The organism is Pseudomonas sp. G2-4 (genome assembly GCF_030064125.1).
Classification (GTDB): Bacteria; Pseudomonadota; Gammaproteobacteria; order Pseudomonadales; family Pseudomonadaceae; genus Aquipseudomonas.
The window spans coordinates 1,762,185-1,787,686 of sequence record NZ_CP125957.1; the positions used below are offsets into that span (position 1 = coordinate 1,762,185).

Annotated in this window: 21 protein-coding genes; 13 read left to right on the forward strand and 8 right to left on the reverse strand. The window is 61.5% G+C overall.

Annotated features, from left to right (window positions below; genetic code table 11):
- Nucleotides 1-225 precede the first annotated feature (225 nt).
- A complete protein-coding gene (locus QNH97_RS07875) occupies nucleotides 226-2,319 on the forward strand; it encodes an LTA synthase family protein (protein ID WP_283556331.1) in 2,094 nt (697 codons plus the stop codon).
- Nucleotides 2,320-2,381: 62 nt separating this feature from the next.
- Here the strand turns inward: QNH97_RS07875 and QNH97_RS07880 are convergent, their stop codons facing one another.
- Nucleotides 2,382-2,534: a DUF3309 family protein gene (locus QNH97_RS07880; protein WP_283556332.1), complete on the reverse strand. Its 153-nt coding sequence runs from the start codon at nucleotides 2,532-2,534 to the stop codon at nucleotides 2,382-2,384.
- A 378-nt stretch (nucleotides 2,535-2,912) separates the two neighbouring features.
- On the opposite strand from QNH97_RS07880, the gene QNH97_RS07885 reads away from it, so the two are divergent.
- The 3 genes from QNH97_RS07885 (at nucleotide 2,913) to csrA (ending at nucleotide 4,470) form a co-directional block, all read left to right on the forward strand.
- Nucleotides 2,913-3,728 (forward strand): SDR family oxidoreductase, encoded by an 816-nt coding sequence (locus tag QNH97_RS07885; RefSeq protein ID WP_283556333.1) that lies wholly within the window; start codon nucleotides 2,913-2,915, stop codon nucleotides 3,726-3,728.
- Between the two features lie 57 nt (nucleotides 3,729-3,785).
- Entirely contained in the window at nucleotides 3,786-4,118 is a 333-nt protein-coding gene (locus QNH97_RS07890; protein ID WP_283556334.1) for a YnfA family protein, read from the forward strand.
- A gap of 151 nt (nucleotides 4,119-4,269) precedes the next feature.
- Nucleotides 4,270-4,470 (forward strand): carbon storage regulator CsrA, encoded by a 201-nt coding sequence (csrA, locus tag QNH97_RS07895; protein WP_283556335.1) that lies wholly within the window; start codon nucleotides 4,270-4,272, stop codon nucleotides 4,468-4,470.
- Here the strand turns inward: csrA and QNH97_RS07900 are convergent.
- The 5 genes from QNH97_RS07900 to mnmC all read right to left on the reverse strand — a co-directional run bounded on the left by QNH97_RS07900 (nucleotide 4,459) and on the right by mnmC (nucleotide 12,065).
- The gene (locus QNH97_RS07900) at nucleotides 4,459-4,686 is read right to left on the reverse strand and encodes a YheU family protein (protein ID WP_025212539.1); all 228 of its coding nucleotides are present in this window, start codon (nucleotides 4,684-4,686) and stop codon (nucleotides 4,459-4,461) included. The genes csrA and QNH97_RS07900 overlap by 12 nt on opposite strands.
- A gap of 209 nt (nucleotides 4,687-4,895) precedes the next feature.
- A complete protein-coding gene (locus QNH97_RS07905) occupies nucleotides 4,896-6,086 on the reverse strand; it encodes an osmoprotectant NAGGN system M42 family peptidase (RefSeq protein ID WP_502944515.1) in 1,191 nt (396 codons plus the stop codon).
- Nucleotides 6,087-6,287: 201 nt separating this feature from the next.
- Entirely contained in the window at nucleotides 6,288-8,033 is a 1,746-nt protein-coding gene (gene ngg, locus QNH97_RS07910) for an N-acetylglutaminylglutamine synthetase (protein WP_283556336.1), read from the reverse strand.
- 3 nt (nucleotides 8,034-8,036) lie between these two features.
- Complete coding sequence (locus QNH97_RS07915; RefSeq protein WP_283556337.1) at nucleotides 8,037-9,809, reverse strand: N-acetylglutaminylglutamine amidotransferase; 1,773 nt, start codon at nucleotides 9,807-9,809, stop codon at nucleotides 8,037-8,039.
- 273 nt (nucleotides 9,810-10,082) lie between these two features.
- The gene (gene mnmC, locus QNH97_RS07920) at nucleotides 10,083-12,065 is read right to left on the reverse strand and encodes a bifunctional tRNA (5-methylaminomethyl-2-thiouridine)(34)-methyltransferase MnmC2/FAD-dependent 5-carboxymethylaminomethyl-2-thiouridine(34) oxidoreductase MnmC1 (protein WP_283556338.1); all 1,983 of its coding nucleotides are present in this window, start codon (nucleotides 12,063-12,065) and stop codon (nucleotides 10,083-10,085) included.
- A 150-nt stretch (nucleotides 12,066-12,215) separates the two neighbouring features.
- Here mnmC and pap point away from each other — a divergent pair, with 150 nt between their 5' ends.
- Nucleotides 12,216-13,739: a polyphosphate:AMP phosphotransferase gene (gene pap, locus QNH97_RS07925; RefSeq protein WP_283556339.1), complete on the forward strand. Its 1,524-nt coding sequence runs from the start codon at nucleotides 12,216-12,218 to the stop codon at nucleotides 13,737-13,739.
- Between the two features lie 103 nt (nucleotides 13,740-13,842).
- Nucleotides 13,843-15,027: a thiolase family protein gene (locus tag QNH97_RS07930; protein ID WP_283556340.1), complete on the forward strand. Its 1,185-nt coding sequence runs from the start codon at nucleotides 13,843-13,845 to the stop codon at nucleotides 15,025-15,027.
- 156 nt (nucleotides 15,028-15,183) lie between these two features.
- Here the strand turns inward: QNH97_RS07930 and QNH97_RS07935 are convergent, their stop codons facing one another.
- Entirely contained in the window at nucleotides 15,184-15,381 is a 198-nt protein-coding gene (locus tag QNH97_RS07935; protein ID WP_283556341.1) for a DUF6316 family protein, read from the reverse strand.
- Between the two features lie 189 nt (nucleotides 15,382-15,570).
- Between QNH97_RS07935 and QNH97_RS07940 the strand changes: the two genes are divergently transcribed.
- Nucleotides 15,571-16,533 carry a DMT family transporter gene (locus tag QNH97_RS07940; protein ID WP_283556342.1) on the forward strand — a complete coding sequence of 321 codons (963 nt, stop codon included), beginning with the start codon at nucleotides 15,571-15,573 and terminating at the stop codon, nucleotides 16,531-16,533.
- 185 nt (nucleotides 16,534-16,718) lie between these two features.
- Here QNH97_RS07940 and QNH97_RS07945 read toward each other — a convergent pair whose 3' ends face one another.
- Nucleotides 16,719-18,113: a class II fumarate hydratase gene (locus QNH97_RS07945; protein WP_283556343.1), complete on the reverse strand. Its 1,395-nt coding sequence runs from the start codon at nucleotides 18,111-18,113 to the stop codon at nucleotides 16,719-16,721.
- 191 nt (nucleotides 18,114-18,304) lie between these two features.
- On the opposite strand from QNH97_RS07945, the gene QNH97_RS07950 reads away from it, so the two are divergent.
- From QNH97_RS07950 to QNH97_RS07975, 6 genes are all read left to right on the forward strand, one after another.
- Nucleotides 18,305-18,826 carry a DUF2059 domain-containing protein gene (locus QNH97_RS07950; protein ID WP_283556344.1) on the forward strand — a complete coding sequence of 174 codons (522 nt, stop codon included), beginning with the start codon at nucleotides 18,305-18,307 and terminating at the stop codon, nucleotides 18,824-18,826.
- 12 nt (nucleotides 18,827-18,838) lie between these two features.
- On the forward strand, nucleotides 18,839-19,138 hold the full coding sequence (locus QNH97_RS07955; RefSeq protein ID WP_283556345.1) for a BolA family protein: 300 nt from the start codon (nucleotides 18,839-18,841) through the stop codon (nucleotides 19,136-19,138).
- A 243-nt stretch (nucleotides 19,139-19,381) separates the two neighbouring features.
- Entirely contained in the window at nucleotides 19,382-20,323 is a 942-nt protein-coding gene (trhO, locus tag QNH97_RS07960; protein ID WP_283556346.1) for an oxygen-dependent tRNA uridine(34) hydroxylase TrhO, read from the forward strand.
- A gap of 3 nt (nucleotides 20,324-20,326) precedes the next feature.
- Complete coding sequence (locus QNH97_RS07965) at nucleotides 20,327-20,962, forward strand: DsbA family protein (RefSeq protein ID WP_283556347.1); 636 nt, start codon at nucleotides 20,327-20,329, stop codon at nucleotides 20,960-20,962.
- Nucleotides 20,955-22,781: an ABC transporter ATP-binding protein gene (locus tag QNH97_RS07970; protein WP_283556348.1), complete on the forward strand. Its 1,827-nt coding sequence runs from the start codon at nucleotides 20,955-20,957 to the stop codon at nucleotides 22,779-22,781. Before QNH97_RS07965 ends, QNH97_RS07970 begins: the two co-directional genes overlap by 8 nt.
- 191 nt (nucleotides 22,782-22,972) lie before the next feature.
- Nucleotides 22,973-25,432: an EAL domain-containing protein gene (locus tag QNH97_RS07975; RefSeq protein WP_283556349.1), complete on the forward strand. Its 2,460-nt coding sequence runs from the start codon at nucleotides 22,973-22,975 to the stop codon at nucleotides 25,430-25,432.
- Nucleotides 25,433-25,502: the final 70 nt, after the last annotated feature.

Here is a 25,502-nt window from a genome sequence, read left to right on the forward strand (position 1 = left end):
TGAATGAGTGGGTGCTTTTGTGTTTCCAGATATTCATTGAACAGAATTTTCACAAAACCTTGCGGACAATCTCCGCGCTTTATCGCCGTCGGTTATTTAATGGCAATGCCTTAGCCGTTCGTGCAACATTTGCGCACTCGCGCACGCCCCGGGGCCGGCATTGGTCAACAGAGGGCACACCGTTGTTCTTTTGTCACTTCAACTCCAATAGGGTCCTCAAACGACATGGCAATTCCTGACGCCCTGAGTCAGCAGCGCACCACGCATCGCTTGCTGCAACCGACCGTCAAATCGCACCTGGCCTACACGTTGCTTTGTGCCCTGGTGATGATGGTCATGTTCAGCCTGCTGCGCGTGGCGCTGCTGGTCTATAACCGCGAAATGATCCTCGACACCCCGGCCTCGACCTTCGTAGAAGCGTTCGCCAACGGCCTGCGTTTCGACTTGCGCCTGGTGGTCTACCTCAGCATTCCGTTGCTGCTGGCGTTGTTCAGCGCGCGGGCCATGGCGGCACGTGGGTTCTTTCGTTTGTGGCTGACCGTCACCTCCAGCATCGCGCTGTTCCTCGGCCTGATGGAGATGGACTTCTACCGTGAATTTCACCAGCGCCTCAACGGCCTGGTCTTCCAATACGTGAAGGAAGACCCGAAAACCGTGATGAGCATGCTCTGGTACGGTTTCCCGGTGGTGCGCTACCTGCTGGCCTGGTTCGGCGGCACGCTCATCCTGAGCCTGGCGTTCAAAGGCGCCGACCGTGCTACCCGCCCGCGCGGGCCTTTCAGTGGCGGCAGCATCGGCACCCGCCAGATCGCCCCGTGGTACGGCCGTATCGCGGTGTTCATGGTTTGCCTGCTGGTGGCCGTGGCCGCCGCCCGTGGCACACTGCGCCAAGGACCACCCCTGCGCTGGGGCGACGTCTACACCACCGAGTCGAACTTCGCCAACCAGTTGGGGCTCAACGGTACGTTGTCGCTGGTGGCGGCGGCCAAGAGCCGGATGTCCGAACACCGTGACAACGTCTGGAAAGCCACCCTCGAGCAGCCACTGGCACAACAGACCGTGCGCGACATGCTGGTGATGCCTGACGATAAACTGGTGGACACCGAGACGGCCGCCGTGCGCCGTGACTACACGCCGCCGGCCGACAAGACCCTGCCCATCAAGAATGTGGTCGTGATTCTCATGGAGAGCATGGCCGGTCACTCGGTGGGCGCCCTGGGCGCGCCAGGCAACATCACGCCCTACCTGGACAAACTGTCCAAAGAAGGGCTGCTGTTCGACCGTTTCTTCTCCAACGGCACCCACACCCACCAGGGTATGTTCGCCACCATGGCGTGCTTCCCGAACCTGCCGGGTTTCGAATACCTGATGCAGACCCCGGAAGGCAGCCACAAGCTGTCGGGCCTGCCGCAACTGCTCAGTCCACGCGGCTTTGATGACGTCTATGTCTACAACGGCGATTTCGCCTGGGACAACCAGTCAGGCTTCTTCAGCAGCCAGGGCATGACCACATTCATCGGACGTAACGATTACGTGAACCCGGTGTTCTCCGATCCGACCTGGGGGGTGTCCGACCAGGACATGTTCGACCGCGGCCTGGTCGAACTCAAGGCCCGGGAAAACGGCAAGCCGTTCTATGCCTTGCTGCAAACCCTGTCCAACCACACGCCGTATGCACTGCCGACGCCGTTGCCGGTGGAGCCGGTCACCGATCGTGGCAGCCTGAACGAACACCTGACCGCCATGCGCTACTCCGATTGGGCGCTGGGCCAGTTCTTCGAGAAGGCCCGCAAGGAGCCTTACTTCAAGGAAACGCTGTTTGTCGTGGTCGGCGACCATGGTTTTGGCAACGAGCGCCAGATTACCGAAATGGACCTCGGCCGTTTCAACGTGCCGATGCTGTTGATCGGCCCGGGCGTCCAGGAGAAGTTCGGCCAGCGCAGCCACACGGTGGGCACCCAGGTCGATATCGTCCCGACCATCATGGGCCGCATCGGTGGCCAGGTACGCAATCAGTGCTGGGGCCGCGACCTGTTGAACCTGCCCGAAGGCGACACCGGTTTTGGTGTGATCAAACCGTCGGGCAGTGACCAGACCACCGCGATCCTCCACGGTGACACTATCCTGGTACTGCCGAGGGAAAAGGAAATGGCGCCGAAGATGTACCGCTATGAGTTGGGTGCCAACCCGCATGCGGAAATCATCCCGGACGCACCGGAGTTTGCGCAGATGAAACTCAAGCTTGAATCATTCCTGCAGACCGCGACCAAAAGCCTGTTGGACAACACCGCCGGCGTGGTTGACGGCAAGCCGGACTGAGGTTCGGCGCGGATAAAAAAAGAGGCCTGAAGAGGCCTCTTTTTTTTGCGCTTACTTAGGGGTTATATCTTGCCCAGTAATAGCAGGACCAACAGCACCACCAACACTACACCGATGATACCGGACGGACCGTAACCCCAACTTCTGGAGTGCGGGAAGACCGGCAGGCCACCGACTAGCAGGAGGATCAGGATAATGATGAGTATTGTGCCCATTGTTGATTTCCTTATTGGTCAGTTCTGGAGTGATGCAACTTTCAACTACCAGCACGCATGCGTTAAATCCGGGCGGCTTAATAAGTCCGACCGTAACGTCCTGTAAAAAATTCAAAGTTTTTTGTTGTTTGGCCTAGGGGCCGAAGGCGGCACCGAACACCCGGTGGCGAGGGAGCTTGCTCCCGCTCGGTTGCGCAGCGACCGCAAAAATCCTGGGGCCGCCTCGCAGCCCAGCGGGAGCAAGCTCCCTCGCCACGTATGCGGGCCACAACCTATTACGGTTTGCCCCCGCCATTCAGCACTCTGATGGAGCGTGGGTCCGGCCAGGTCCTTCGCTACACTCGGCCCATCTCTCCCGGAACAACAAGGCTGTTTCCTATGCAAAATCGCATGATGATCACCGGTGCCGGCTCTGGCCTGGGTCGCGAAATCGCGCTGCGCTGGGCCCGCGAAGGCTGGCGGCTGGCCTTGTCGGATGTCAGTGAACCTGGCCTCAAGGAAACCCTCAAACTGGTGCGTGAAGCCGGAGGCGAGGGCTTCATCCAGCGTTGCGATGTGCGTGACTACAGCCAACTGACCGCGTTCGCCCAGGCTTGTGAAGAGAAGTTTGGCGGCATCGACATTATCGTCAACAACGCTGGGGTGGCTTCGGGCGGGTTTTTCAACGAACTCTCCCTGGAAGATTGGGACTGGCAGATCGCGATCAACCTGATGGGGGTGGTCAAGGGCTGCAAGGCGTTCTTGCCGTTACTGGAAAAAAGCCATGGCAAGATTATCAATATCGCCTCCATGGCCGCCTTGATGCAGGGCCCAGCCATGAGCAACTACAACGTGGCCAAGGCCGGTGTCGTCGCGTTGTCGGAAAGCCTCCTGATCGAGCTCGCACAGCAGGAGATCGGCGTCCATGTGGTGTGTCCGTCGTTCTTCCAGACCAATCTGCTGGACTCGTTCCGCGGCCCGACCCCGGCCATGAAAGCCCAGGTGGGCAAATTGCTGGAAAGCTCCCCGATCACGGCCACCGACATCGCCGATTACATCTACCAGCAGGTCGCCGAAGGCCAGTTCATGATCCTGCCCCACGAGCAGGGCCGCATGGCCTGGGCCCTCAAGCAGAAGAACCCGCAGTTGCTGTACGACGAAATGACCGTCATGGCCGACAAGATGCGCGCCAAGGCCCGACAGAACCCGAGTTGACCTGAATGCCCGGTGTCCTCAGGATGGCGCCATTCGGCCTTCCTGATGGACCTTCCCATGCTCAATTACCTATGGTTCTTACTCGCCGCGCTATTTGAAATCGCCGGTTGCTATGCCTTCTGGATGTGGCTGCGCCAGGGCAAGAGCGCCTGGTGGATCGCCCCGGCGCTGATTAGCCTCACGTTGTTCGCGCTGTTGCTGACGCGCATCGAAGCGACCTACGCCGGTCGCGCCTACGCCGCTTATGGTGGCATCTATATCATTGCTTCGATCGGCTGGCTGGCGGTGATCGAACGCGTGCGGCCGCTGGGTTCCGACTGGATCGGTGTAGCGCTCTGTGTGCTCGGGGCCAGTGTAATTCTGTTCGGCCCGCGATTTTCGGCCTCTTGAAAAAAAACGCGGTTCGACCAGGTTTTGCAGGACGTTTCCTTCAGTCACCAGCGCTTTGGTTGTAGGGGGTTACTGAATTCTTGCGGCAGCCTTGAGAACACGCAACAGGCCGGGCATGGTCGAGGTCCAGACAATCTTAAGGACAAGAACCATGCTTGTATTAAGCCGCGCAGTGGGTGAGTTGATTTCCATCGGTGATGACATTTCCGTCCGGGTGCTGTCGGTCAGCGGCAGCACGGTACGTTTTGGCGTGGAGGCGCCTCGGCATATCGATGTTCATCGCTTTGAAATCTACGAAAAGATCCAGAAAAAAAAGGCCAACGCCGCTCGCAAGGCGTGTTCAGTCGAATAGATGCTTGGGCACATCGTGCTTGAGCATCAGTTGACACTGCTCGCTGTCGGGGTCGAAGACGATCAACGCCTGGCCTTTGGTCAAGGCCTGCCTGACCCGCAATACCCGCGTTTCCAAGGGCGTGTCGTCGCCATTGTCGGTGCCATCGCGGGTCACGAAATCCTCGATCAGGCGGGTGAGCGTGTCGACTTCGAGTTGGTCGTGGGGGATCAGCATGGTGTACCTCGGCTAGACAATAACGCGATGCTACGGCCAATGGGCTTTTGCGGCTAGCCTGAGTTCTGTGGGGGCTTTTCTGGTGCCATCGCGAGCAAGCTCGCTCCCACAGTAGATCTGTAGCTGACGCAAAATTTGCGTTCAATAGAGATCACTGTGGGAGCGAGCTTGCTCGCGATGACTATCGTGCAAACGCTGAAAAATCTGGATCAGCTATCCGACCGCTGCCCAATCAAGCTGTCCACCGATGGCACCCGGGTATCGCTTTCCATCTGCGTATCGTGTTCGATCTGATGACTGAAGCGGTCCAGGGAACCCTGGGCCGGTTGCGCGTCGCTGGCGAACACCGGTGGGCTGAGGATGTACGCACCCAACAGGCGGCTGAGGGCGGCCAGGCTGTCGATGTGGGTGCGTTCATAGCCGTGGGTGGCGTCGCAGCCAAAGGCGAGCAGGGCGGTGCGGATGTCGTGGCCGGCGGTGACGGCTGAGTGGGCGTCGCTGAAGTAATAGCGAAACAGGTCGCGGCGGGCCGGCAGTTCGTTCTCCTTGGCCAGTTTCAGCAAGTGCCGCGACAGGTGATAGTCATAAGGGCCACCGGAATCCTGCATGGCCACGCTGACCGCATGTTCGCTCGAATGCTGGCCGGGTGCGACGGGCGCAATGTCGATGCCGACGAATTCACTGACGTCCCAAGGCAGCGCGGCCGCCGCACCACTGCCGGTTTCCTCGGTGATGGTGAACAGCGGGTGGCAATCGATCAGCAGCTCTTCGCCGCTGTCGACAATCGCCTTGAGCGCCGCCAGCAGTGCCGCAACCCCGGCCTTGTCGTCCAGGTGCCGGGCGCTGATGTGGCCGCTCTCGGTGAACTCGGGCAAGGGATCGAAGGCTACGTAATCGCCGATGCCCACCCCCAGGGTTTCACAATCGGCGCGGGTGGTGCAGTAGGCGTCCAGGCGCAGTTCGATGTGGTCCCAACTGATGGGCATTTCATCCACCGCGGTATTGAACGCGTGCCCGGACGCCATCAACGGCAGGACGCTGCCGCGAATCACCCCGGTGTCGGTAAACAGGCTGACCCGGCTGCCTTCGGCAAACCGGCTCGACCAGCAGCCCACCGGGGCCAGGATCAGGCGACCGTTGTCCTTGATGGCCCGCACGGAAGCGCCGATGGTGTCCAAGTGGGCCGACACGGCCCGGTCGGGGCTGCTTTTGCGACCTTTGAGGGTGGCGCGGATCGTGCCGCGCCGGGTCATTTCGAAAGGAATACCCAGTTCTTCGAGCCGCTCGGCAACGTAGCGCACGATGGTGTCGGTGAAGCCGGTAGGGCTGGGAATGGCGAGCATTTCCAGCAGGACTTTTTGCAGGTATTCGAGATTCGGTTCGGGAATTTTGCTGATCATGGAAACTCCTGATGGGTTGAGCACATCGATGGTTTCGATGAGAGTGTCCGACTGTTGAATGAGGGTGCCTGAACTGGCCTCATCGCGAGCAAGCTCGCTCCCACATGGGGTTTCTGGTGTTTACACATTTTGTGTTCACCGTAGGACCTCTGTGGGAGCGAGCTTGCTCGCGATGAGGGCTGTTCAGGCACTACACCTCTACTAGGCCACCGCCTGGCTATGGGGAAACAACAGATCCACAAAGCGTTCGGCGGTGGGCTGCGGTTCGTGGTTGGCCAGGCCGGCGCGTTCGTTGGCTTCGATGAACACGTACTCGGGTTGATCAGCCGCCGGCACCAGCAAGTCGAGGCCGACCATGGGAATGTCCAGTGCCCGCGCAGCGCGCACCGCCGCTTCGGCAAGCGTCGGATGAAGGATCCCGGTGACGTCCTCCAGGACACCGCCGGTATGCAGGTTCGCCGTCCGCCGTACGAACAGGTGTTTTCCGGCCGGCAGGACGCTGTCGTAGTCAAACCCCGCCGCGCTCAGCGTGCGCTGGGTCTCGGCGTCCATCGGGATCTTGCTTTCGCCGTCCGTGGCGGCTTGTCGGCGACGGCTCTGGGCTTCGATCAGCGCGCCGATGGTGTGCCGGCCATCGCCGATCACCTCCGCCGGACGGCGGATCGCCGCGGCCACCACTTCAAAGCCGATCACCAGGATCCGCAGGTCGAGCCCTTCATGAAAACTTTCCAACAACACCTGGCTGTCGAACTGCCGGGCCGCTTCGATGGCACTCTGCACATCCTCGATGGTGCGCAGATCCACCGCCACGCCTTGGCCCTGTTCACCGTCCAGGGGCTTGACCACCACTCGCTCGTGTTCATCGAGAAATGCCAGGTTGTCATCGGCATTGCCCGCCAGCTGTTGGGCCGGCAGGTTCAGGCCAGCGCTTTTCAGCGCCTTATGGGTCAGGCTTTTGTTCTGGCACAAAGTCATGCTGATGGCGCTGGTCAGGTCGCTCAAGGATTCGCGGCACCGCACCCGCCGGCTACCGTGAACCAAGGTGAATAACCCAGCCTCAGCGTCGTCCACCTGCACTTCGATGCCTCGACGATGGGCCTCCTCGACAATGATTCGCGCATACGGATTGAACGACGCCTCGGGCCCAGGCCCCAGGAACAGCGGCTGGTTAATGCCGTTCTTGCGCTTGATGGCGAAGGTCGACAAGTTGCGGAAACCGAGCTTGGCATAGAGGCTTTTCGCCAGGCGATTGTCGTGCAACACCGAGAGGTCGAGGTAACTCAGGCCACGGCTCATGAAATGCTCGACAAGGTGGCGCACCAGCACTTCGCCCACGCCGGGACGCGAACATTGCGGGTCCACGGCCAGGCACCAGAGGCTGCTGCCGTTTTCCGGATCGTTGAAGGCCTTCTGATGATTCAGACCCATGACGCTGCCGATCACCGCGCTGGTGTCGTCATCTTCAGCCAGCCAATACACCGGGCCGCCCGCATGACGCGGGGTCAGTCGTTGCGGATCGATGGGCAGCATGCCGCGAGCCTGGTAGAGCTGGTTGATGGCCTGCCAGTCTGCCTCGTTCTGGGCCCGGCGAATCCGAAAACCGCGAAACACCCGCGTGGCCTGGCGATAGTCGCTGAACCACAGGCGCAAGGTGTCGGAGGGGTCAAGGAACAGCTGCGCCGGTTCCAGCCCCAGCACTTGCTGGGGCGCGGCGACGTACAAGGCAATGTCCCGTTCGCCAGGCTGTTCGTTGAGCAGTTCCTGGGCCAGGCTCGCCGGGTCCGGGAACGTGTGGCCGATCAGCAGTCGGCCCCAGCCGCAATGCACCGCGATCGGGTCGGCGCCCAATTCGCTGCCGTCTTCGGCCAGGCGTGCCTGCAGGCGTTCATAGGAGGGCGCCTGGCCGCGCAGAAGGCGTTGGTTGTGAACGGTTGCATGAGGTTTCATCTATCAGATTCCTTGCTCGCTGAGCCACAGGTTCAGCGCCGCCAGTTGCCACAGCCGCGAGCCACGCAACGGGGTTAGTTGGCCGTTCGGGTCGGTCAGCAGGCGGTCGAGCATGGCCGGGTTGAACAGGCCGCGATCCTGGCTCGGATCCAGCAGCAGTTCGCGGACCCAGGCCAGGGTATTGCCTTCCAGGTGCTTGAGGCCCGGCACCGGGAAATAGCCTTTCTTACGGTCGATGACCTCGCTGGGGATCACCCGTCGGGCGGCTTCCTTGAGGACCTGCTTGCCGCCGTCGGGCAGCTTGAATTTCGCCGGGACTCGCGCCGAGAGCTCCACCAGCCGATAGTCGAGGAACGGCGTACGGGCTTCCAGGCCCCAGGCCATGGTCATGTTGTCGACGCGCTTGACCGGGTCGTCCACCAGCATCACCGTGCTGTCCAGGCGCAGCGCCTTGTCCACGGCGGCATCGGCCCCCGGTTGGGCGAAGTGCTCCTTGACGAAGTCTCCGGCGGCGTCGTTGGCCGTCAGCCATTTGGGCTGCACGGTGGCGGCATATTCTTCGTAGCTGCGGTCAAAGAAGGCGTCGCGATAGGCCGCATAGGGATCGCTGGCGCCGTCTACCTGCGGGTACCAGTGGTAGCCGGCAAACAGCTCGTCGGCGCCCTGGCCGCTTTGCACCACTTTGCAGTGCTTGGCCACTTCCCGGGACAACAGGTAGAAGGCGATGCAGTCGTGGCTGACCATCGGCTCGCTCATGGCACGGAAGGCCGCCGGTAACTGCTCGATGATCTCTTTTTCGTCGATGCGCAACTGGTGATGGCGGGTGCCGTAATGCTTGGCGATCAGGTCCGAATACTGGAACTCGTCGCCGCGTTCGCCGCCGGCATCCTGGAAACCGATGGAAAAGGTCGACAGGTCTTCCACGCCGACTTCCCGCAACAGCCCCACCAACATGCTCGAATCCACACCGCCGGACAGCAGCACACCCACATCCACAGCGGCGCGCTGGCGAATGGCGACCGCTTCCCGAGTACTGTCGAGCACGCGGTCGACCCAGTCTTCCAGGTTGAGATTCTGTTCGTCGGCCCGTGGGCCGTAGGGCAGGGTCCACCAGGTTTTCTGCTCGGTGGTGCCGTCGGCTTCGATCCGCATCCAGGTGGCGGGCGGCAATTTTTCAACGCCGGCCAGCAAGGTGCGGGGCGCCGGGACCACCGCATGGAAATTCAGGTAGTGATTGAGGGCCACCGGGTCGAGCATCGGGCTGATGTCACCGCCCTTGAGCAGCGCCGGCAACGCCGAGGCGAAGCGCAAGCGCTGGCCGGTACGCGACAGGTACAGCGGCTTGACGCCGAGGCGGTCGCGGGCGATGAACAACCGCTTGGCATCGCGTTCCCAGATGGCGAAGGCGAACATGCCGTTGAGCTTGGGCAACAGCGCTTCGCCCCAGGCGTGGTAGCCCTTGAGCAGCACTTCGGTGTCGCCACCGGAATAGAAGGCGTAGCCCAGGCCTTCGAGCTCGGCGCGCAATTCCGGGTAGTTGTAGATCGCGCCGTTGAAGGCCAAGGACAGGCCCAACTGATTGTCGACCATGGGCTGGGCCGAACCGTCGGACAGGTCCATGATTTTCAGGCGCCGATGGCCTAGGGCAATCGGGCCCTGGCTATGAAAACCCCACGCGTCAGGGCCGCGAGGGGCCAAGTGATGGGTAATTCGCTCTACGGCCGCAAGGTCCGCAGGTTGTTGATCGAAACGTAACTCTCCAGCTAATCCGCACATAAGTCCTTACCGGTTTTTCCGTTGGGGAGGGGTCAAGCTGCACGCGCCGAAATGGCGGGTACCCTGAAACTGACCGAGGGGATTGCTGTGAGTTTTAGATCGATGCGTTATAAGCAGGCGGGTGGGGTTGGGTTGAATGTTGCGCGGCCCCTTGTGGGAGCGAGCTTGCTCGCGATAGCGGAGGATCAGTTGGCCTCTGAGTTGACTGACACACTGCTATCGCGAGCAAGCTCGCTCCCACAGGGTTTGTGACATGTCTTAAGACAGTCGGTGCTAAGCCTTCCCCCGAATCAACCCCCGCAATGCAAACCGGTTCGGATGGCAAGCCTCGGCCACGCTTCGGGGCAGTGGCAGGGGTTCGTTGTCCATCCAGGCGGCGATCAGCTCTCCCGACAGTGGCGCGGTGATCAGGCCCCGGGAGCCGTGGCCGCTGTTGACGTACAGGCCATCGAGCCACGGGCAGGGGCTGTCTGGTACTTGGCGAGCGTCCTTGCGCAGGGCCGAATACGCTTCGATGAATGCCTGGCTGTCAGCCAACGGGCCGACAATCGGCAGGTAGTCCGGACTGGTGCAACGGAACGCCGCTCGGCCTTCGAGGTGTTGCGGATCCAGGGCGCTGGCGTTGAAGCGATCCACCAGGTCCAGGGAGATTTCTTCGAGCATCTGCAGATTGCCGGCGTGCTCGGCGGCGGTAGGGGTCAGGTCGTCGCTCTTGAAGTCGAAACTGGCGCCCAGGGTATGTTCGCCCAGTCGCGGCGGGGCCACGTAGCCTTCGGCGCACACCACGGTCGCCAGGTCCTGGCTGCGGACGGTCTGCGGCAGGCGGGTGATCTGCCCGCGAATGCGCTTGAGTGGCAAGTCGGCGGCGGGTTCGAAACGTTTGATCTCGGCGGCACTGGCAAGGATGACCACGGGCGCGCTGGCCAGGCAACGTTCGCCGTCCCAGGCCTGCCACTGGCCGTCGACTCGGCGCAGTTGCAGCACTTCATGATGGGGCTGCACGTCAATCGCCGGCCCCGAGGCCTGCCAGCGACACAGCGCCGGGGGATGGACCCAGCCGCCTTCGGGATAAAACAAACCGCCACAGGCCAGGCCGATGCCGGCCCGTGACTCGGCCTGTGGCTGATCAAGCGAATGCAGCAAGTCTTCTGGGAACGCCTCGGCCAGTTGCGCCTGGCGCTCGGCTTCCTTGGGGGTGAAGGCCAGTTGCAAGACGCCGCAAGCGTCCCAGTCAACGCCGCGCTGCAGATGCTCCAGCACGCGCCGGGTGTAGCCGAAACCGCTGAGGATCATCTGCGACAACGCCGTACCGTGGGCAGAAAGCTTGAGGTACAGCACGCCCTGGGGGTTGCCGGAGGCTTCCTCGGCCAACCCGGCGTGACGCTCCAGCAGCGTCACCTGCCAACCCCGTGCGGCGAGGCTGGCGGCGCTGGCACAACCGGCCAGGCCACCGCCGATCACCAGTGCCCGGCGCTCGCCGGTGAACGGAGCGGGGCGCGCGTACCAGGGTTTCGCCGTAAGCGCCGCTGGCACCTGCTCCGGCCAGCCGAGAAATACACCGCGCAGGATTTCCCATTTGTGGCCGATGCCCGGCGTGCGCTTCATCTTGAAGCCCGCCGCGTTCAACAACCGCCGCACCCAACCGGTACTGGTAAAGGTGCTGAGGGTCGCGCCGGGCGCCGCCAGCCGTGCCAGCTCGGCGAACAGCTCGGCGGTCCACATGTCGGGGTTCCTGGCCGGCGCAAAACCGTCCAGGAACCAGGCATCGATTTGCCCATCCAGCTGCGGCAACTGCTCCAGGGCGTCACCGATCAACAAGGTCAGCGTCACTCGCCCATCCGCCAACGTCAGACGCTGGAAACCCTGGTGGATCGCGACGTACTGCTCAAGCAATTGATCAGCCTGAAGTGCCAGCTGCGGCCACAGGGCCAAGGCCCGGCGCAGGTCTTGCGGGCTCAAGGGGTATTTCTCGACACTGACAAAATGCAGCCGCGCCCGGGTCGGTGCGCACTGTTCGAACAACTGCCAGGCGCAGAGGAAGTTCAAGCCGGTGCCGAACCCGGTTTCACCGATCACCAGCCGCCCGTCCTCCGGCAGCGCAGCGAAGCGCTCGGCCAGGTTGTTCTGCTCAAGGAACACGTAACGGGTTTCCTCCAGGCCCGACTGGTCGGAAAAATACACGTCGTCGAACTCCCGCGAACGCGGGCGACCCTGATCATCCCAGTCAAGTTGGGCGTGGTGCTGTAAGGGCGTCATGGCAGGCTCGGTCGAAACAAGGTGGCCATTCTAGCCGATCAGTCTCCGGTTGCTTGACCCATCGCAACAGAGCGCTGTTCTTGATGGAATCTGCTGCCCCGGGCCGCGTCCAATCCGCTAGTCTTGCCCCATTCCTGGAAGGAGCTGCCCATGTTCGAATCCGCTGAAATCGGTCACGTCATCGATAAAGACACCTTTGAGGCCGAAGTGCCGGCACTGCGTGAAGCGCTGCTCGAGGCCCAATTCGAATTGAAGCAGCAGGGGCGTTTCCCGGTCATCGTGCTGATCAATGGTGTTGAAGGCGCGGGCAAGGGCGAGACGGTGAAGTTGCTTAACGAATGGATGGACCCGCGGCTGATCGAAGTCCGCACGTTCGACCAGCAGACCGACGAGGAACTGGCGCGACCTCCGGCCTGGCGCTACTGGCGGATGCTGCCGGCCAAGGGACGCATGGGGATTTTCTTCGGCAACTGGTACAGCCAGATGCTGCAAGGGCGCGTGCATGGGGTGATCAAGGACCCGCGCCTGGATCAGGCAATCAATGCTGCCGAGCGTCTGGAAAAAATGCTCTGCGATGAAGGTGCGCTGATCTTCAAGTTCTGGTTTCACCTGTCCAAGAAGCAGATGAAAGCCCGGCTCAAGGGGCTCAAGGACGATCCATTGCATAGCTGGCGCATCAGCCCGCTGGATTGGCAGCAGTCCCAGACCTACGACAAGTTCGTCAAATACGGTGAGCGGGTGTTGCGCCGTACCAGTCGTGATTACGCGTCGTGGCATGTGATCGAAGGTGTGGACACCTGTTATCGCAGCCTCACGGTCGGGAGGATTTTGCTCGAAGGGTTGCGTCAGGCCCTCGATCGGCCGAAGGTCACGCCAGAAAAAGTCAACGTGGCGCCACTGCCGCCTCTGGATAACCAGATCACCCTGATCGACAGCCTGGACATGACCCTGCGCCTGGACAAAGCCGATTACGAGGACCAACTGATTACCGAGCAGGCGCGGTTCGCCGGTTTGCTGCGGGACAAGCGCATGCGCCGCCATGCCCTGGTGGCCGTGTTCGAAGGCAACGATGCGGCGGGCAAGGGCGGCGCAATCCGGCGGGTCGCGGCGGCCCTCGACCCGCGCCAATACAGCATCGTGCCGATTGCCGCGCCCACCGAAGAAGAGCGCGCCCATCCCTACATGTGGCGGTTCTGGCGACACATTCCGGCGCGAGGCAAGTTCACCGTGTTCGACCGCTCCTGGTATGGCCGGGTGCTGGTGGAGCGGGTCGAAGGGTTCTGCAGCCGGGCCGACTGGCTGCGGGCCTACGGCGAAATCAACGATTTCGAGGAGCAGATTGCCGACGCTGGCGTGGTGGTGGTCAAGTTCTGGCTGGCCATCGATAAGGAGACTCAGTTGCAGCGCTTCCAGGAACGCGAGGAGATCCCGTTCAAGCGCTTCAAGATCACTGAAGACGATTGGCGCAATCGCGATAAATGGGAAGCGTACCGTGCGGCAGTGTGCGACATGGTGGATCGCACCAGCACCGAGATTTCTCCCTGGACGTTGGTGGAGGCCAATGACAAGCGCTGGGCTCGGGTCAAGGTCTTGCGCACCCTCAACCAGGCCCTGGAAGCGGCGTTCGAGCGCGCCGACAAACACGCTGGGAAATCGAAGAAGGGCAAGAAGTAGACCGATGATTGCGCATACGCGAGGTGAATGATTGTCGCGGTTGGTTATAGGGTGGACCTATGCTGGGCCCACTTCCTACCGACAACAATAATGAGGTGCAGCCATGCGTGAAGTGGTGATCGTCGACAGCGTACGGACTGGCTTGGCCAAGTCGTTTCGCGGCAAGTTCAACATGACTCGTCCGGACGACATGGCGGCCCATTGTGTCGATGCCTTGTTGGCACGCAATGACATCGACCCGGCCAGCGTCGAGGATTGCATCGTCGGTGCCGGCTCCAACGAAGGTGCCCAGGGCTTCAACATCGGCCGCAACGTGGCGGTGCTCTCGCAACTCGGCATCGGCACCGCCGGCATGACCCTCAACCGCTTCTGCTCCTCGGGCCTGCAAGCCATCGCCATCGCGGCCAACCAGATCGCTTCCGGCTGCAGCGACATCATCGTTGCCGGCGGTGTGGAATCCATCAGCCTGACGATGAAAAGCGTCAACACCGACAACCTGATCAACCCACTGCTCAAGGAGCAGGTGCCCGGGATTTACTTCCCCATGGGCCAGACGGCCGAGATCGTTGCTCGTCGCTATCAGGTCAGCCGCGAAGAGCAGGACCGCTACGCCTTGCAGAGCCAGCAACGCACTGCCCAGGCCCAGGCGGCCGGGCTGTTCGATGACGAAATCGTGCCGATGAAGGTCAAGTACCGCGTCGAGGACAAGAACACTGGCGCGGTGCAGATCCTCGATGGCGTGGTGGATCGCGACGATTGCAACCGTCCGGACACCAGCTACGAAAGCCTGGCGGGCTTGAAGCCGGTGTTCGCCGAAGACGGTTCGGTGACGGCGGGCAACTCGTCACAGTTGTCCGATGGCGCCTCGATGACCCTGGTGATGAGCCTGGAAAAAGCCCTGGCCCTGGGACTCAAGCCCAAGGCGTTTTTCCGTGGTTTTACCGTGGCCGGTTGCGCGCCGGACGAGATGGGCATCGGTCCGGTGTTCTCAGTGCCGAAGCTGCTCAAGGCCAAAGGCTTGCAGATCGCGGATATCGATTTGTGGGAACTCAACGAGGCCTTCGCTTCCCAGTGCCTGTACAGCCGTAACCGATTGGAAATCGATAACGAGAAATACAACGTCAACGGCGGCTCGATTGCCATCGGCCATCCGTTCGGCATGACGGGTTCGCGGCAAGTGGGGCATCTGGTGCGCGAGCTGCAACGGCGGCAACTGCGCTACGGCATTGTGACCATGTGCGTGGGCGGCGGGATGGGGGCGACGGGGTTGTTCGAGGCGGTTAGATAACCGCTTATCAGTGGGTTTTGGTTGGCCCGGGGGGCAGGGTGGACTTGTGTGGCGAGGGAGCTTGCTCCCGCTCGGCTGCGAAGCAGTCGTCGCTTGCAGAGGACCGCTTCGCGGTCCAGCGGGAGCAAGCTCCCTCGCCACATTTGAATGGTGTGTCTAGCTGGCAATCTGGTCCGACGGCAGCATCCGCTGGATATACGCCTCTACCGCCTGTAACGCCGCCTCGCGGTTGGCGAACGGGCCTTCCTGGGTGCCTTCCCGAGTGTCGAAGTAAAATTCGCCGTTCACCCGACAGATCCGATCACTGCGAAAGATAGTCGTGGGGGCAGGATCCTGGGCGCGTTTGCCAAGCATGAGGGGCTCCAAAAGATCGGCTGATTCAGGTTGAAGCAAGTTTAGGTGGTGCCGCCGATTCATGCTTGGCCAGCCGATGGCCGGCAATGTGCCATGTCTGCACTTGATGATTAATCCCCAACTGTTCCTGTGTCGCTCGGCGATCCGTGTCTAGAATGGCGGTTCTTTGTCTTGGGCTTCGAGGGTTGCATGCACATATCGTCCGGTCGCTGGGTCTATGGTCTGTTCCTGGCCCTGCTGACCGCTTTGCTGTGGGGCATCCTGCCGATCAAGCTCAAGCAAGTGTTGCAAGTGATGGACCCGGTCACCGTGACCTGGTTTCGCTTGCTGGTGTCCGGGGGCTTGCTGTTCATCTACCTGGCGGCGACCCGACGCCTGCCCAGCCGCAAGGTGCTCGGCCCCCGTGGTGGCTGGCTGGTGGCGATGGCGGTGCTCGGGTTGGTGGGCAATTACGTGCTGTACCTGATGGGCCTGAATCGCTTGAGCCCCGGTACGGCGCAGCTGGTGGTGCAGATGGGGCCGATCATGTTGCTGGTCGCCAGCCTGTTTGTGTTCAAGGAGCGGTTCAGCGTGGGACAGGGCATCGGCCTGGCAGTGCTGCTGATCGGCTTTACGCTATTTTTCAACCAGCGCCTCGGCGAGCTGTTGACCTCCCTGAGCGACTACACCGCCGGGGTCTTGATGATATTGCTGGCCTCCACGGTCTGGACGTTCTACGCCCTGGGCCAGAAGCAACTGTTGACGGTGTGGAATTCGTTGCAGGTGATGATGGTGATCTACCTGTTCTGTGCGTTGCTGCTCACCCCCTGGGCGCACCCGTTGGAAGCATTGCAATTGAGCCCCCTGCAGGGCTGGTTGTTGCTCGCCTGCTGCCTCAACACCCTGATTGCCTACGGCGCATTTGCCGAGGCGCTGGCCCATTGGGAAGCCTCGCGGGTCAGCGCGACCCTGGCGATCACGCCACTGGTGACCTTTGCTGCGGTGGCGCTGGCTGCCTGGTGGTGGCCTGACTACGTTCATGCCGAGCAGATCAATCTGCTGGGGTATGGCGGGGCGGTGCTGGTGGTATTGGGGTCGGCGCTGGTAGCGCTGGGGCCTTCGCTGATGGCCGGGCTCAGGGCTCGGCGCGAGCGGATGGCGGTAGGGCGTTAAGCGGACAACGGATCGTGCGACCGACACAAAATTAATGTGGGAGCGAGCTTGCTCGCGATGGCGGCGTGGCGTCGATGGAGATGTCGATTCGACTGGCCCTATCGCGAGCAAGCTCGCTCCCACATTGGATTTTCAGTGGACGTAAATTTTGCGTCCGACACACATTCGCTGAGGGTAGCCAATCATCAGCCCTGGCTACCCGCCTCCAGCATATTCTCCGGCCTTACCCAGGCATCGAACTCTTCATCGGTCAGATACCCCAACTGCAACGCCGCCTCGCGCAGGGTCAGCCCTTCGCCGTAGGCTTTCTTGGCGATCTCGGCGGACTTGTCGTAGCCAATGTGCGGGTTCAGCGCGGTCACCAGCATCAATCCGCGCTCAAGATGCGCAGCCATCTGCTCGGCATCCGGCTCGAGCCCGGCGATGCAGTGCTGTTGGAAGTTGCTGCAACCATCGGCCAGCAGGCGGATCGATTGCAGCAGGTTGTGGATGATCACCGGTTTGAACACGTTCAGCTGCAAATGGCCCTGGCTGGCGGCGAAACCGATGGTCACGTCGTTGCCCATGACCTGGCAGGCCAGCATCGACAAGGCTTCGCACTGGGTCGGGTTGACCTTGCCGGGCATGATCGAACTGCCCGGTTCATTGGCCGGCAATTTCACCTCGGCGAACCCGGCCCGTGGCCCGGAGCCCAGCAGGCGCAGGTCGTTGGCGATCTTCATCAGGGTCACGGCGAGGGTTTTCAGCGCGCCGGACAGGGCGGTCAGGGGTTCATGGCCGGCCAGCGCCGCGAACTTGTTCGGCGCGGTGACGAACGGCAGTCCGGAGAGAGCCGCCAATTCGGCAGCAATGGCTTCGCCAAAGCCGTGGGGTGAATTGAGCCCGGTGCCCACCGCCGTGCCGCCCTGGGCCAGTTCGCAGACCGCTGGCAGCGCGGCGCGAATGGCCCGTTCGGCGTAATCGAGCTGGGCAATGAAGGCCGACAGTTCCTGGCCAAACGTGATCGGCGTGGCATCCATCATGTGGGTGCGACCGGTCTTGACCAGCTTCATGTGGCGCGCCGCCAGCTCCGCCAGCCCGCCGGACAGCTCGGCGATGGCTGGCAGCAACTGCTGCTGGACGGCCTGCACCGCGGCGATGTGCATGGCGGTGGGGAAGCAGTCATTGGAGCTCTGGGAGCGGTTGACGTGGTCGTTGGGGTGCACCGGGCTCTTGCCGCCGCGCGGGTTGCCCGCCAGTTCGTTGGCGCGTCCGGCAATGACTTCGTTGACGTTCATGTTGCTCTGGGTGCCGCTGCCGGTCTGCCAGACCACCAGCGGAAACTGGTCGTCATGCTGGCCGTGCAGCACTTCGTCGGCGGCCTGTTCGATCAGGCGGGCGATGTCGGCGGGCAAGTCGCCATTGCGGTCGTTGACCCGCGCGGCGGCTTTCTTGATCAGCGCCAGGGCATGCAGCACCGACAGCGGCATGCGTTCGCTGCCAATGGCAAAGTTGATCAGGGAGCGCTGTGTCTGGGCGCCCCAGTAGGCGTCATCCGGGACTTCAACCTGGCCAAGGCTGTCGGTTTCGATACGGCTCATCGGGTCAAACTCCTGTAGGGCTGAATGCGCAGTTTAGGCCCTGCTGGGCGGCGCCGGTTCCCTCAATCTAGGGGCGGGCGGTTCGGCCCGTCAATCGGACCCGGCAAGCATCGGGGTTGAGCCCCGGCGTTTTTTAGGCGCAGAATGGTCGCCCTTGGGGTTTTACCTCGCATTTAATGAAAGGAAACTCGATGACCCGTCTTCGTGCCATCTGTACCGCAGTTGCTCTGGTGTGTGCCAGCGGCCCTGTTCTTGCCGATACCGCCAGCCACAACGCCAGTGCCGAAGCGTTCCTGACCCTGGCCCATGCCGACAAGCTGGGTACCCCGGTCTACATGCAAGTGCAGCAAATGTTTGCCCAGCGCTTTGAACAGACCAAAGCCCCAGAGTCGAAAAAAGCCACCCTGGAAACCTACCAGGCCAAGGCCAATGCCGCGCTGGACCAGGCCATCGGTTGGAACAAGCTCAAGCCGGACATGGTCAAGCTCTACACCAGCAACTTCAGCGAGTCGGAGCTCAAGGACCTGGTGGCCTTCTACCGCTCGCCATTGGGCAAGAAAGTCCTGGAAAAAATGCCGCAGCTGACCCAGCAGTCGGCCCAACTGACCCAGGCCAAGCTTGAAAGCGCGGTGCCGGTGGTCAACAAGCTGCTGGAGGACATGACCGCCGAGCTTGAGCCAAAAGCCGCCGCCCCTGCCAAGAAAAAGCCGTAAGCGGAGCCTGGTATGAGCATGCAACAACGCATCGAATCGACGCTCGGGCTGTTGCAGCCCGAGCACCTGCAGGTGCTGGATGAAAGCCACATGCACAGTCGTGGGCTACAGACCCACTTCAAGGCCGTGGTGGTCAGCCGGCAGTTCGAGGGACTCAATCGCGTCAAGCGTCACCAGAAGGTCTACGGCACGCTGGGCGAGCTGATGGGCGAATTCCATGCGTTGGCGCTGCACACCTACACCCCTGAAGAATGGGCACAGATCGACACCGCCCCGGCTTCGCCGACCTGTGCTGGGGGTAGCAAGCACTGATCTGTGGCGAGGGAGCTTGCTCCCGCTGGACCGCGAAGCGGTCCCCTGGGAACTGATCCAGGCGACGGCTTCGCCGTCGAGCGGGAGCAAGCTCCCTCGCCACAATTGATCCAGCCCCCAAGGAGTGTGCAGCTCCTAAAGCCTCAGTGTATTTGCTAGAATCCGCAACGCGCCGCTCATCCGGCGCGTTTTTTTTCGCATCCGGTTCACCCTTTACGAGGGTAGCCACCTGGAGAAACACCCATGACACAACCCATTGTCGTGGCGGCACTGTATAAGTTCGTCACCCTGGAAGATTACGTCGAGCTGCGCGAGCCATTGCTCAAGGCCATGCTCGACAACGGCGTCAAAGGCACGCTGCTGATTGCCGAAGAAGGCATCAACGGCACCGTCTCCGGCACCCGCGAAGGCATCGACGGCCTGCTGGCCTGGCTCAAGAACGATCCGCGCATGCTCGACATCGACCACAAAGAGTCGTACTGCGACGAGCAGCCGTTCTACCGCACCAAGGTCAAGCTCAAGAAAGAAATCGTCACCCTTGGCGTTGACGGCGTAGACCCGAACAAACAAGTCGGCACTTACGTTGAGCCGCAGGACTGGAATGCGCTGATCAGCGATCCGGAAGTGCTGTTGATCGACACCCGTAACGATTACGAAGTGTCCATCGGCACCTTCGAAGGCGCGATCGACCCCAAGACCACCAGCTTTCGCGAGTTCCCCGACTACATCAAGGCCAACTTCGACCCGGCCCGGCATAAGAAAGTCGCGATGTTCTGCACCGGCGGCATTCGCTGTGAAAAAGCTTCCAGCTACATGCTCGGCCAGGGTTTCGACGAGGTCTATCACCTCAAGGGCGGCATCCTGAAATACCTCGAGGAGGTGCCTCAGGAAGAAACCAAATGGCGCGGCGACTGCTTCGTATTCGATAACCGCGTGACCGTTCGCCATGACCTCAGCGAAGGGGACTACGATCAATGCCATGCCTGTCGTACACCGGTCAGCGTGGAAGACCGTGCTTCGGAGCATTATGTGCCGGGCATCAGTTGCCCTCATTGTTGGGATAAGCTGAGCGAGAAGACCCGCCGCAGCGCCATCGACCGGCAAAAGCAGATCGAATTGGCCAAGGCCCGCAACATGCCGCATCCAATCGGTTACAACTACAAGCAGTCACCTTCCGAGGCTTGAACCATGACGCCACGCCTGCTCTATGTGATGGACCCGATGTGTTCCTGGTGCTGGGGCTTCGCGCCGGTGGCCGAGACACTGGTCGAGCAGGCGCAGGCCGCCGGTGTGGAGTTGCACCTGGTGGTGGGCGGTTTGCGCACCGGCAGCGGTTCGGCCCTGGAGCCGACCACCCGGCGCTATATCCTGGAGCACTGGCAGGCCGTCACCGAAGCGACCGGCCAGCCGTTCAAGCTTGAAGGTGCGTTGCCGGACGGTTTTGTCTACGACACCGAACCGGCCTGCCGGGCCGTGGTGACAGCCCGCAGCCTGGCGCCTGACCTGGCGTGGAAGCTGGTGAAGCTGATCCAGCAGGCTTTTTATGTGCAAGGCCGCGACGTGACCCTCGCCAGCGTCCTGGTGGAGCTGGCCGAACAGGCCGGGCTGCCGCGCATCGAGTTCGCCGCGGCATTCGACCGCGCCGACCAGCATGCGGCCACCGCTGCGGATTTCACCTGGGTGCAGGACCTGGGCATTGCAGGGTTTCCCACGTTGCTGGCCGAACGTGACGGCCAGTTGGCCTTGCTCACTAACGGTTATCAACCCCTGAGCCAATTGTCTCCATTGCTGGGTCGCTGGCTGGAGCGCGCGGCCTGTGCCTGACCTGTCGGATGATGCAGCGGCCACGCGGCGCATCGATCGGTTGAGCTGGGCAGAAATCCGAAGGCTCGCCCTCAAACATAAAAAAGCCCTGTGGATCGCCAACGGCGTCGCCGTTCTGGCGACGCTGTGCAGCGTGCCGATCCCGTTGCTGTTGCCGCTGCTGGTGGACGAAGTGCTGCTGGGGCACGGCGATGCGGCCTTGAAAGTCATGAACCAGGCCTTGCCGACGGAATGGCAGCGGGCGGCCGGCTATATCGGGCTGATGCTGCTGGTGACCTTGGGCCTGCGGTGCGGCGCGTTGCTGTTCAACGTGTTGCAGGCACGATTGTTCGCCCGGCTGGCCAAGGACATCGTCTATCGCATTCGTATCCGGTTGATCGAGCGTCTCAAGCGTATTTCCCTGGGCGAGTATGAAAGCTTGGGCAGCGGCACCGTAGCGGCCCATCTGGTCACGGACCTCGACACCCTCGACAAATTCATCGGCGAAACCCTCAGCCGTTTCCTCGTGGCGATGCTGACCCTGGTCGGTACCGCTGGGATTCTGGTGTGGATGCACTGGGAGCTGGCGTTGCTGATCCTGTTGTTCAACCCGCTGGTGATCTACGCCACGGTGCAGTTGGGCAAGCGGGTCAAGCACCTCAAGAAGCTGGAAAACGACAGCACTTCGCGCTTCACCCAGGCCCTGACCGAAACCCTCGACGCCATCCAGGAAGTGCGCGCCGGTAACCGCCAGGGTTATTTCCTCGGCCGTTTGGGAGGGCGAGCCAAGGAAGTACGTGATTACGCGGTGAACTCCCAGTGGAAGACCGACGCCTCGAACCGCGCCAGTGGGTTGCTGTTCCAGTTCGGCATCGATATTTTTCGCGCGGCGGCCATGCTCACCGTGGTGTTTTCCGACCTCTCCATCGGCCAGATGCTGGCGGTATTCAGCTACCTCTGGTTCATGATCGGTCCGGTGGAGCAACTGCTCAACTTGCAATACGCCTTTTATGCCGCTGGCGGTGCGCTGTCGCGGATCAACGAGTTGCTGGCCCGTGCCGACGAACCTCAATACGCTGGCGGTGTAGATCCGTTCAAAGGGCGCGATACCGTGGGTATCGATATTCAAGGCCTGAGCTTCGGTTATGGCGAGGACCTGGTGCTCGACCAGTTGAACCTGTCCATCTCGCCGGGAGAAAAGGTTGCCATCGTCGGGGCCAGTGGCGGCGGCAAGAGCACCCTGGTGCAGCTGCTGCTGGGGCTGTACACGCCGCATTCGGGGAGCATCCGATTCGGCGGCGCCACGCAGCAGGAGATTGGCCTGGAAACCATCCGCGAGAACGTCGCGGTGGTGCTGCAACACCCGGCGCTGTTCAACGACACGGTGCGGGCCAACCTCGCCATGGGCCGTGAGTGCAGTGACGAGGCCTGCTGGCGGGCGTTGGAGATTGCCCAGCTCGATGCGACCGTGCGGGCATTGCCCCAAGGGTTGGCGAGCGTCGTCGGACGTTCCGGGGTGCGCCTGTCGGGCGGGCAGCGTCAACGGCTGGCCATCGCCCGCATGGTTTTGGCCGACCCACGGGTGGTGATTCTCGATGAGGCCACCTCGGCATTGGATGCCGCCACTGAATACAATCTCCATCAGGCGCTGGCGCGGTTCTTGAGCGGGCGTACCACGCTGATCATCGCCCACCGGTTGTCGGCCGTGAAACAGGCTGATCGGGTGCTGGTATTTGACGGCGGCCAGATCGCTGAAGACGGTGACCATTTACAGCTGATTGCCGAGGGTGGCTTGTACGCCCGACTCTATGGTCACTTGCAACAAATACAGCAACCTTGAGTTTCTTGAGCTTTTCTGCGCTTAGTATCTGAAAAAACTCAAGGAAACTCCTCGACTTCCTCCGAATTTCAAGCCAAAGCCTGTCGTTCCTTCATCCGGTCATTCGAAGGATCGAAAACTAGCCTAGGCTGTGGAGTCAGGAGCGGGATTCTCGCGGGTGTTTATCCGGCAGTACCTGTGCAAGGGACCTCATGAAGCAAAAGCAGACTCTCGGAACGCCACGGCTGCTGGGCATCGTCTGGCCCTTTATTGCCGTTGTGTTATTTCAAGCCTTGCTTGGAGGCGTCAGCCTTTATGTATTGTCTGCGGTGCGCGGCTATGTGGCGGGAGAAAGCCTCTGGTCCAAGGGGCAGAAAGACGCCATCTACTATCTCAATCTCTATGCCGACAACCGTGAAGAGGCGATTTTCCGCAAGTACCAGCGAGCCATCGCCGTACCCGAGGGCGGCCATGAGCTGCGGGTGGCGCTCGACCGTGAGCCGCCGGACCTGGGCGCGGCAAGGGCCGGCATCCTCAAAGGCGGCAACCACCCGGACGACGTGTCCAGCCTGATCTGGCTTTATTTGAATTTCCGTCACTTCAGTTACCTGGAAGAGGCCATCGACCTCTGGACGTTGGGTGACGGTTATCTGATCGCGTTGGATGACGTCGCCCGGCAGATGCGCGCCAGCATTGCCGCAGGCGAGGCGTCGGAGAGCGACATCCGTGGCTGGAAGGCCCAGATCTATGCGATCAACGATTCCGTGACCCCGGCCGCCAAGGCTTTCAGCGATGCGCTGGGCGAGGGGTCGCGCTTTATCCTGCGGCTGTTACTGGTGACCAACTTCGCCACGGCCCTTGGATTGATTGTCCTGGCACTATTGCGTACCCATAAATTGCTGGCCCAGCGGCAGGTCTTCGCCAACGCGCTGCAACTGGAGAAGGAGCGTGCGCAGATCACCCTGCAGTCCATCGGCGACGGGGTGATCACCACCGACGTCGAAGGCGCCATTGCCTACATGAATCCTGCTGCCGAAGCGATGACCCACTGGAAAGCCGAGCACGCGACGGGACTGCCCTTGGCTGCACTGTTCAACCTGCTCGACGACAACGCACAGGCCGAGGGCCTGACCCTGATCGAGCACATTCTCAGCGGTCGGCTCAGCGGCGCCAGCGAGCATTCCAAGTTGATCCAGCGCCTGGACGGCAGCACGGTGTCGGTCACCCTGGTGGGGGCGCCGATCCGTCATGCCGGCAAGGTCAGCGGCGCCGTACTGGTATTGCATGACATGACCCAGGAACGCCAATACATCGCCAACCTGTCGTGGCAGGCCACCCATGACGCGTTGACTGGCCTGGCGAACCGCAGGGAGTTCGAGTATCGCCTCGAGCAGGCCTTGCATAACCTCACCCGCCAGGTCGGGCGCCATGCCTTGATGTTTCTCGACCTGGATCAGTTCAAATTGGTCAACGACACCTGCGGCCACGCGGCGGGCGACGAGTTGTTGCGGCACATCTGCGCCTTGTTGCAATCGGGCCTGCGGGAAAACGACACCCTGGCCCGCCTGGGCGGCGATGAGTTTGGCATTCTGCTGGAGAACTGTTCGCCGGAGGCGGCGGAAAAAATCGCCGAAGGGCTGCGCCAGACGGTGCAGAACCTGCATTTTGTCTGGAAGGGCCGGCCGTTCGTCACCACCGTGAGCATCGGCCTGGTGCACGTCGCCCAGAGCCCGACCACCCTGGAGGCGTCCTTGCGCGCCGCCGACATGGCCTGCTACATGGCCAAGGAAAAGGGCCGCAATCGAGTCCAGGTCTATCACGCCGACGACTCGGAGTTGTCTCTGCGCTTTGGTGAGATGGCCTGGGTCCAGCGCCTGCACATGGCGCTGGAGGAAAACCGTTTCTGTCTCTACGCCCAGGAAATCGCTGCGCTGGGCCCGGGCGACAATGGTGGCGGGCATATCGAGATCCTGCTGCGCCTGCATGACGAAGCCGGACGGATGATCCTGCCGGACAGTTTCATTCCCGCGGCAGAACGCTATGGGCTGATGACCTCCCTGGATCGCTGGGTGGTGGAAAACGTCTTCAAGATTATCCGCCAGTGCCTGAACGAGTCGCGAGACGCACCCATGGCCATGTGTGCGATTAATCTGTCAGGTACTACTATAGGAGATCAGGCGTTCCTCGAGTTCCTGCGTAAACAGTTCGTGGCTTACTCGATTCCGCCGGAAATGATTTGTTTTGAAATTACCGAAACCAGCGCGATTTCAAATCTGGGTAGCGCCATCCGCTTTATCAATGAACTCAAGACCTTGGGCTGCTATTTCTCGCTGGATGACTTTTGCGCCGGAATGTCTTCATTCGCCTACCTGAAACATTTACCTGTAGACTTCTTGAAGATCGACGGGAGTTTCGTAAAGGATATGCTGGACGACCCGATTAACCGTGCAATGGTCGAAGTGATCAATCATATCGGCCACGTCATGGGTAAGCGCACCATTGCCGAGTTTGTTGAGACCGCCCAGATCGAGCAGGCCTTGCTGGAGATTGGCGTGGATTACGCTCAAGGGTATGTGATTGAACGCCCGCAATTGTTTACCTGTGACACGTTGCAATGTCGGCCGGCCCGGCCCCGGCCGTTGTTATTCAAGGCCCCCGGCACGTTCCGCTGAACCTCTTTGTTGATCCGGAAAATCACAATCAAAAGGAGCCCGACAGTGATCGACACATTCAACCGAACAG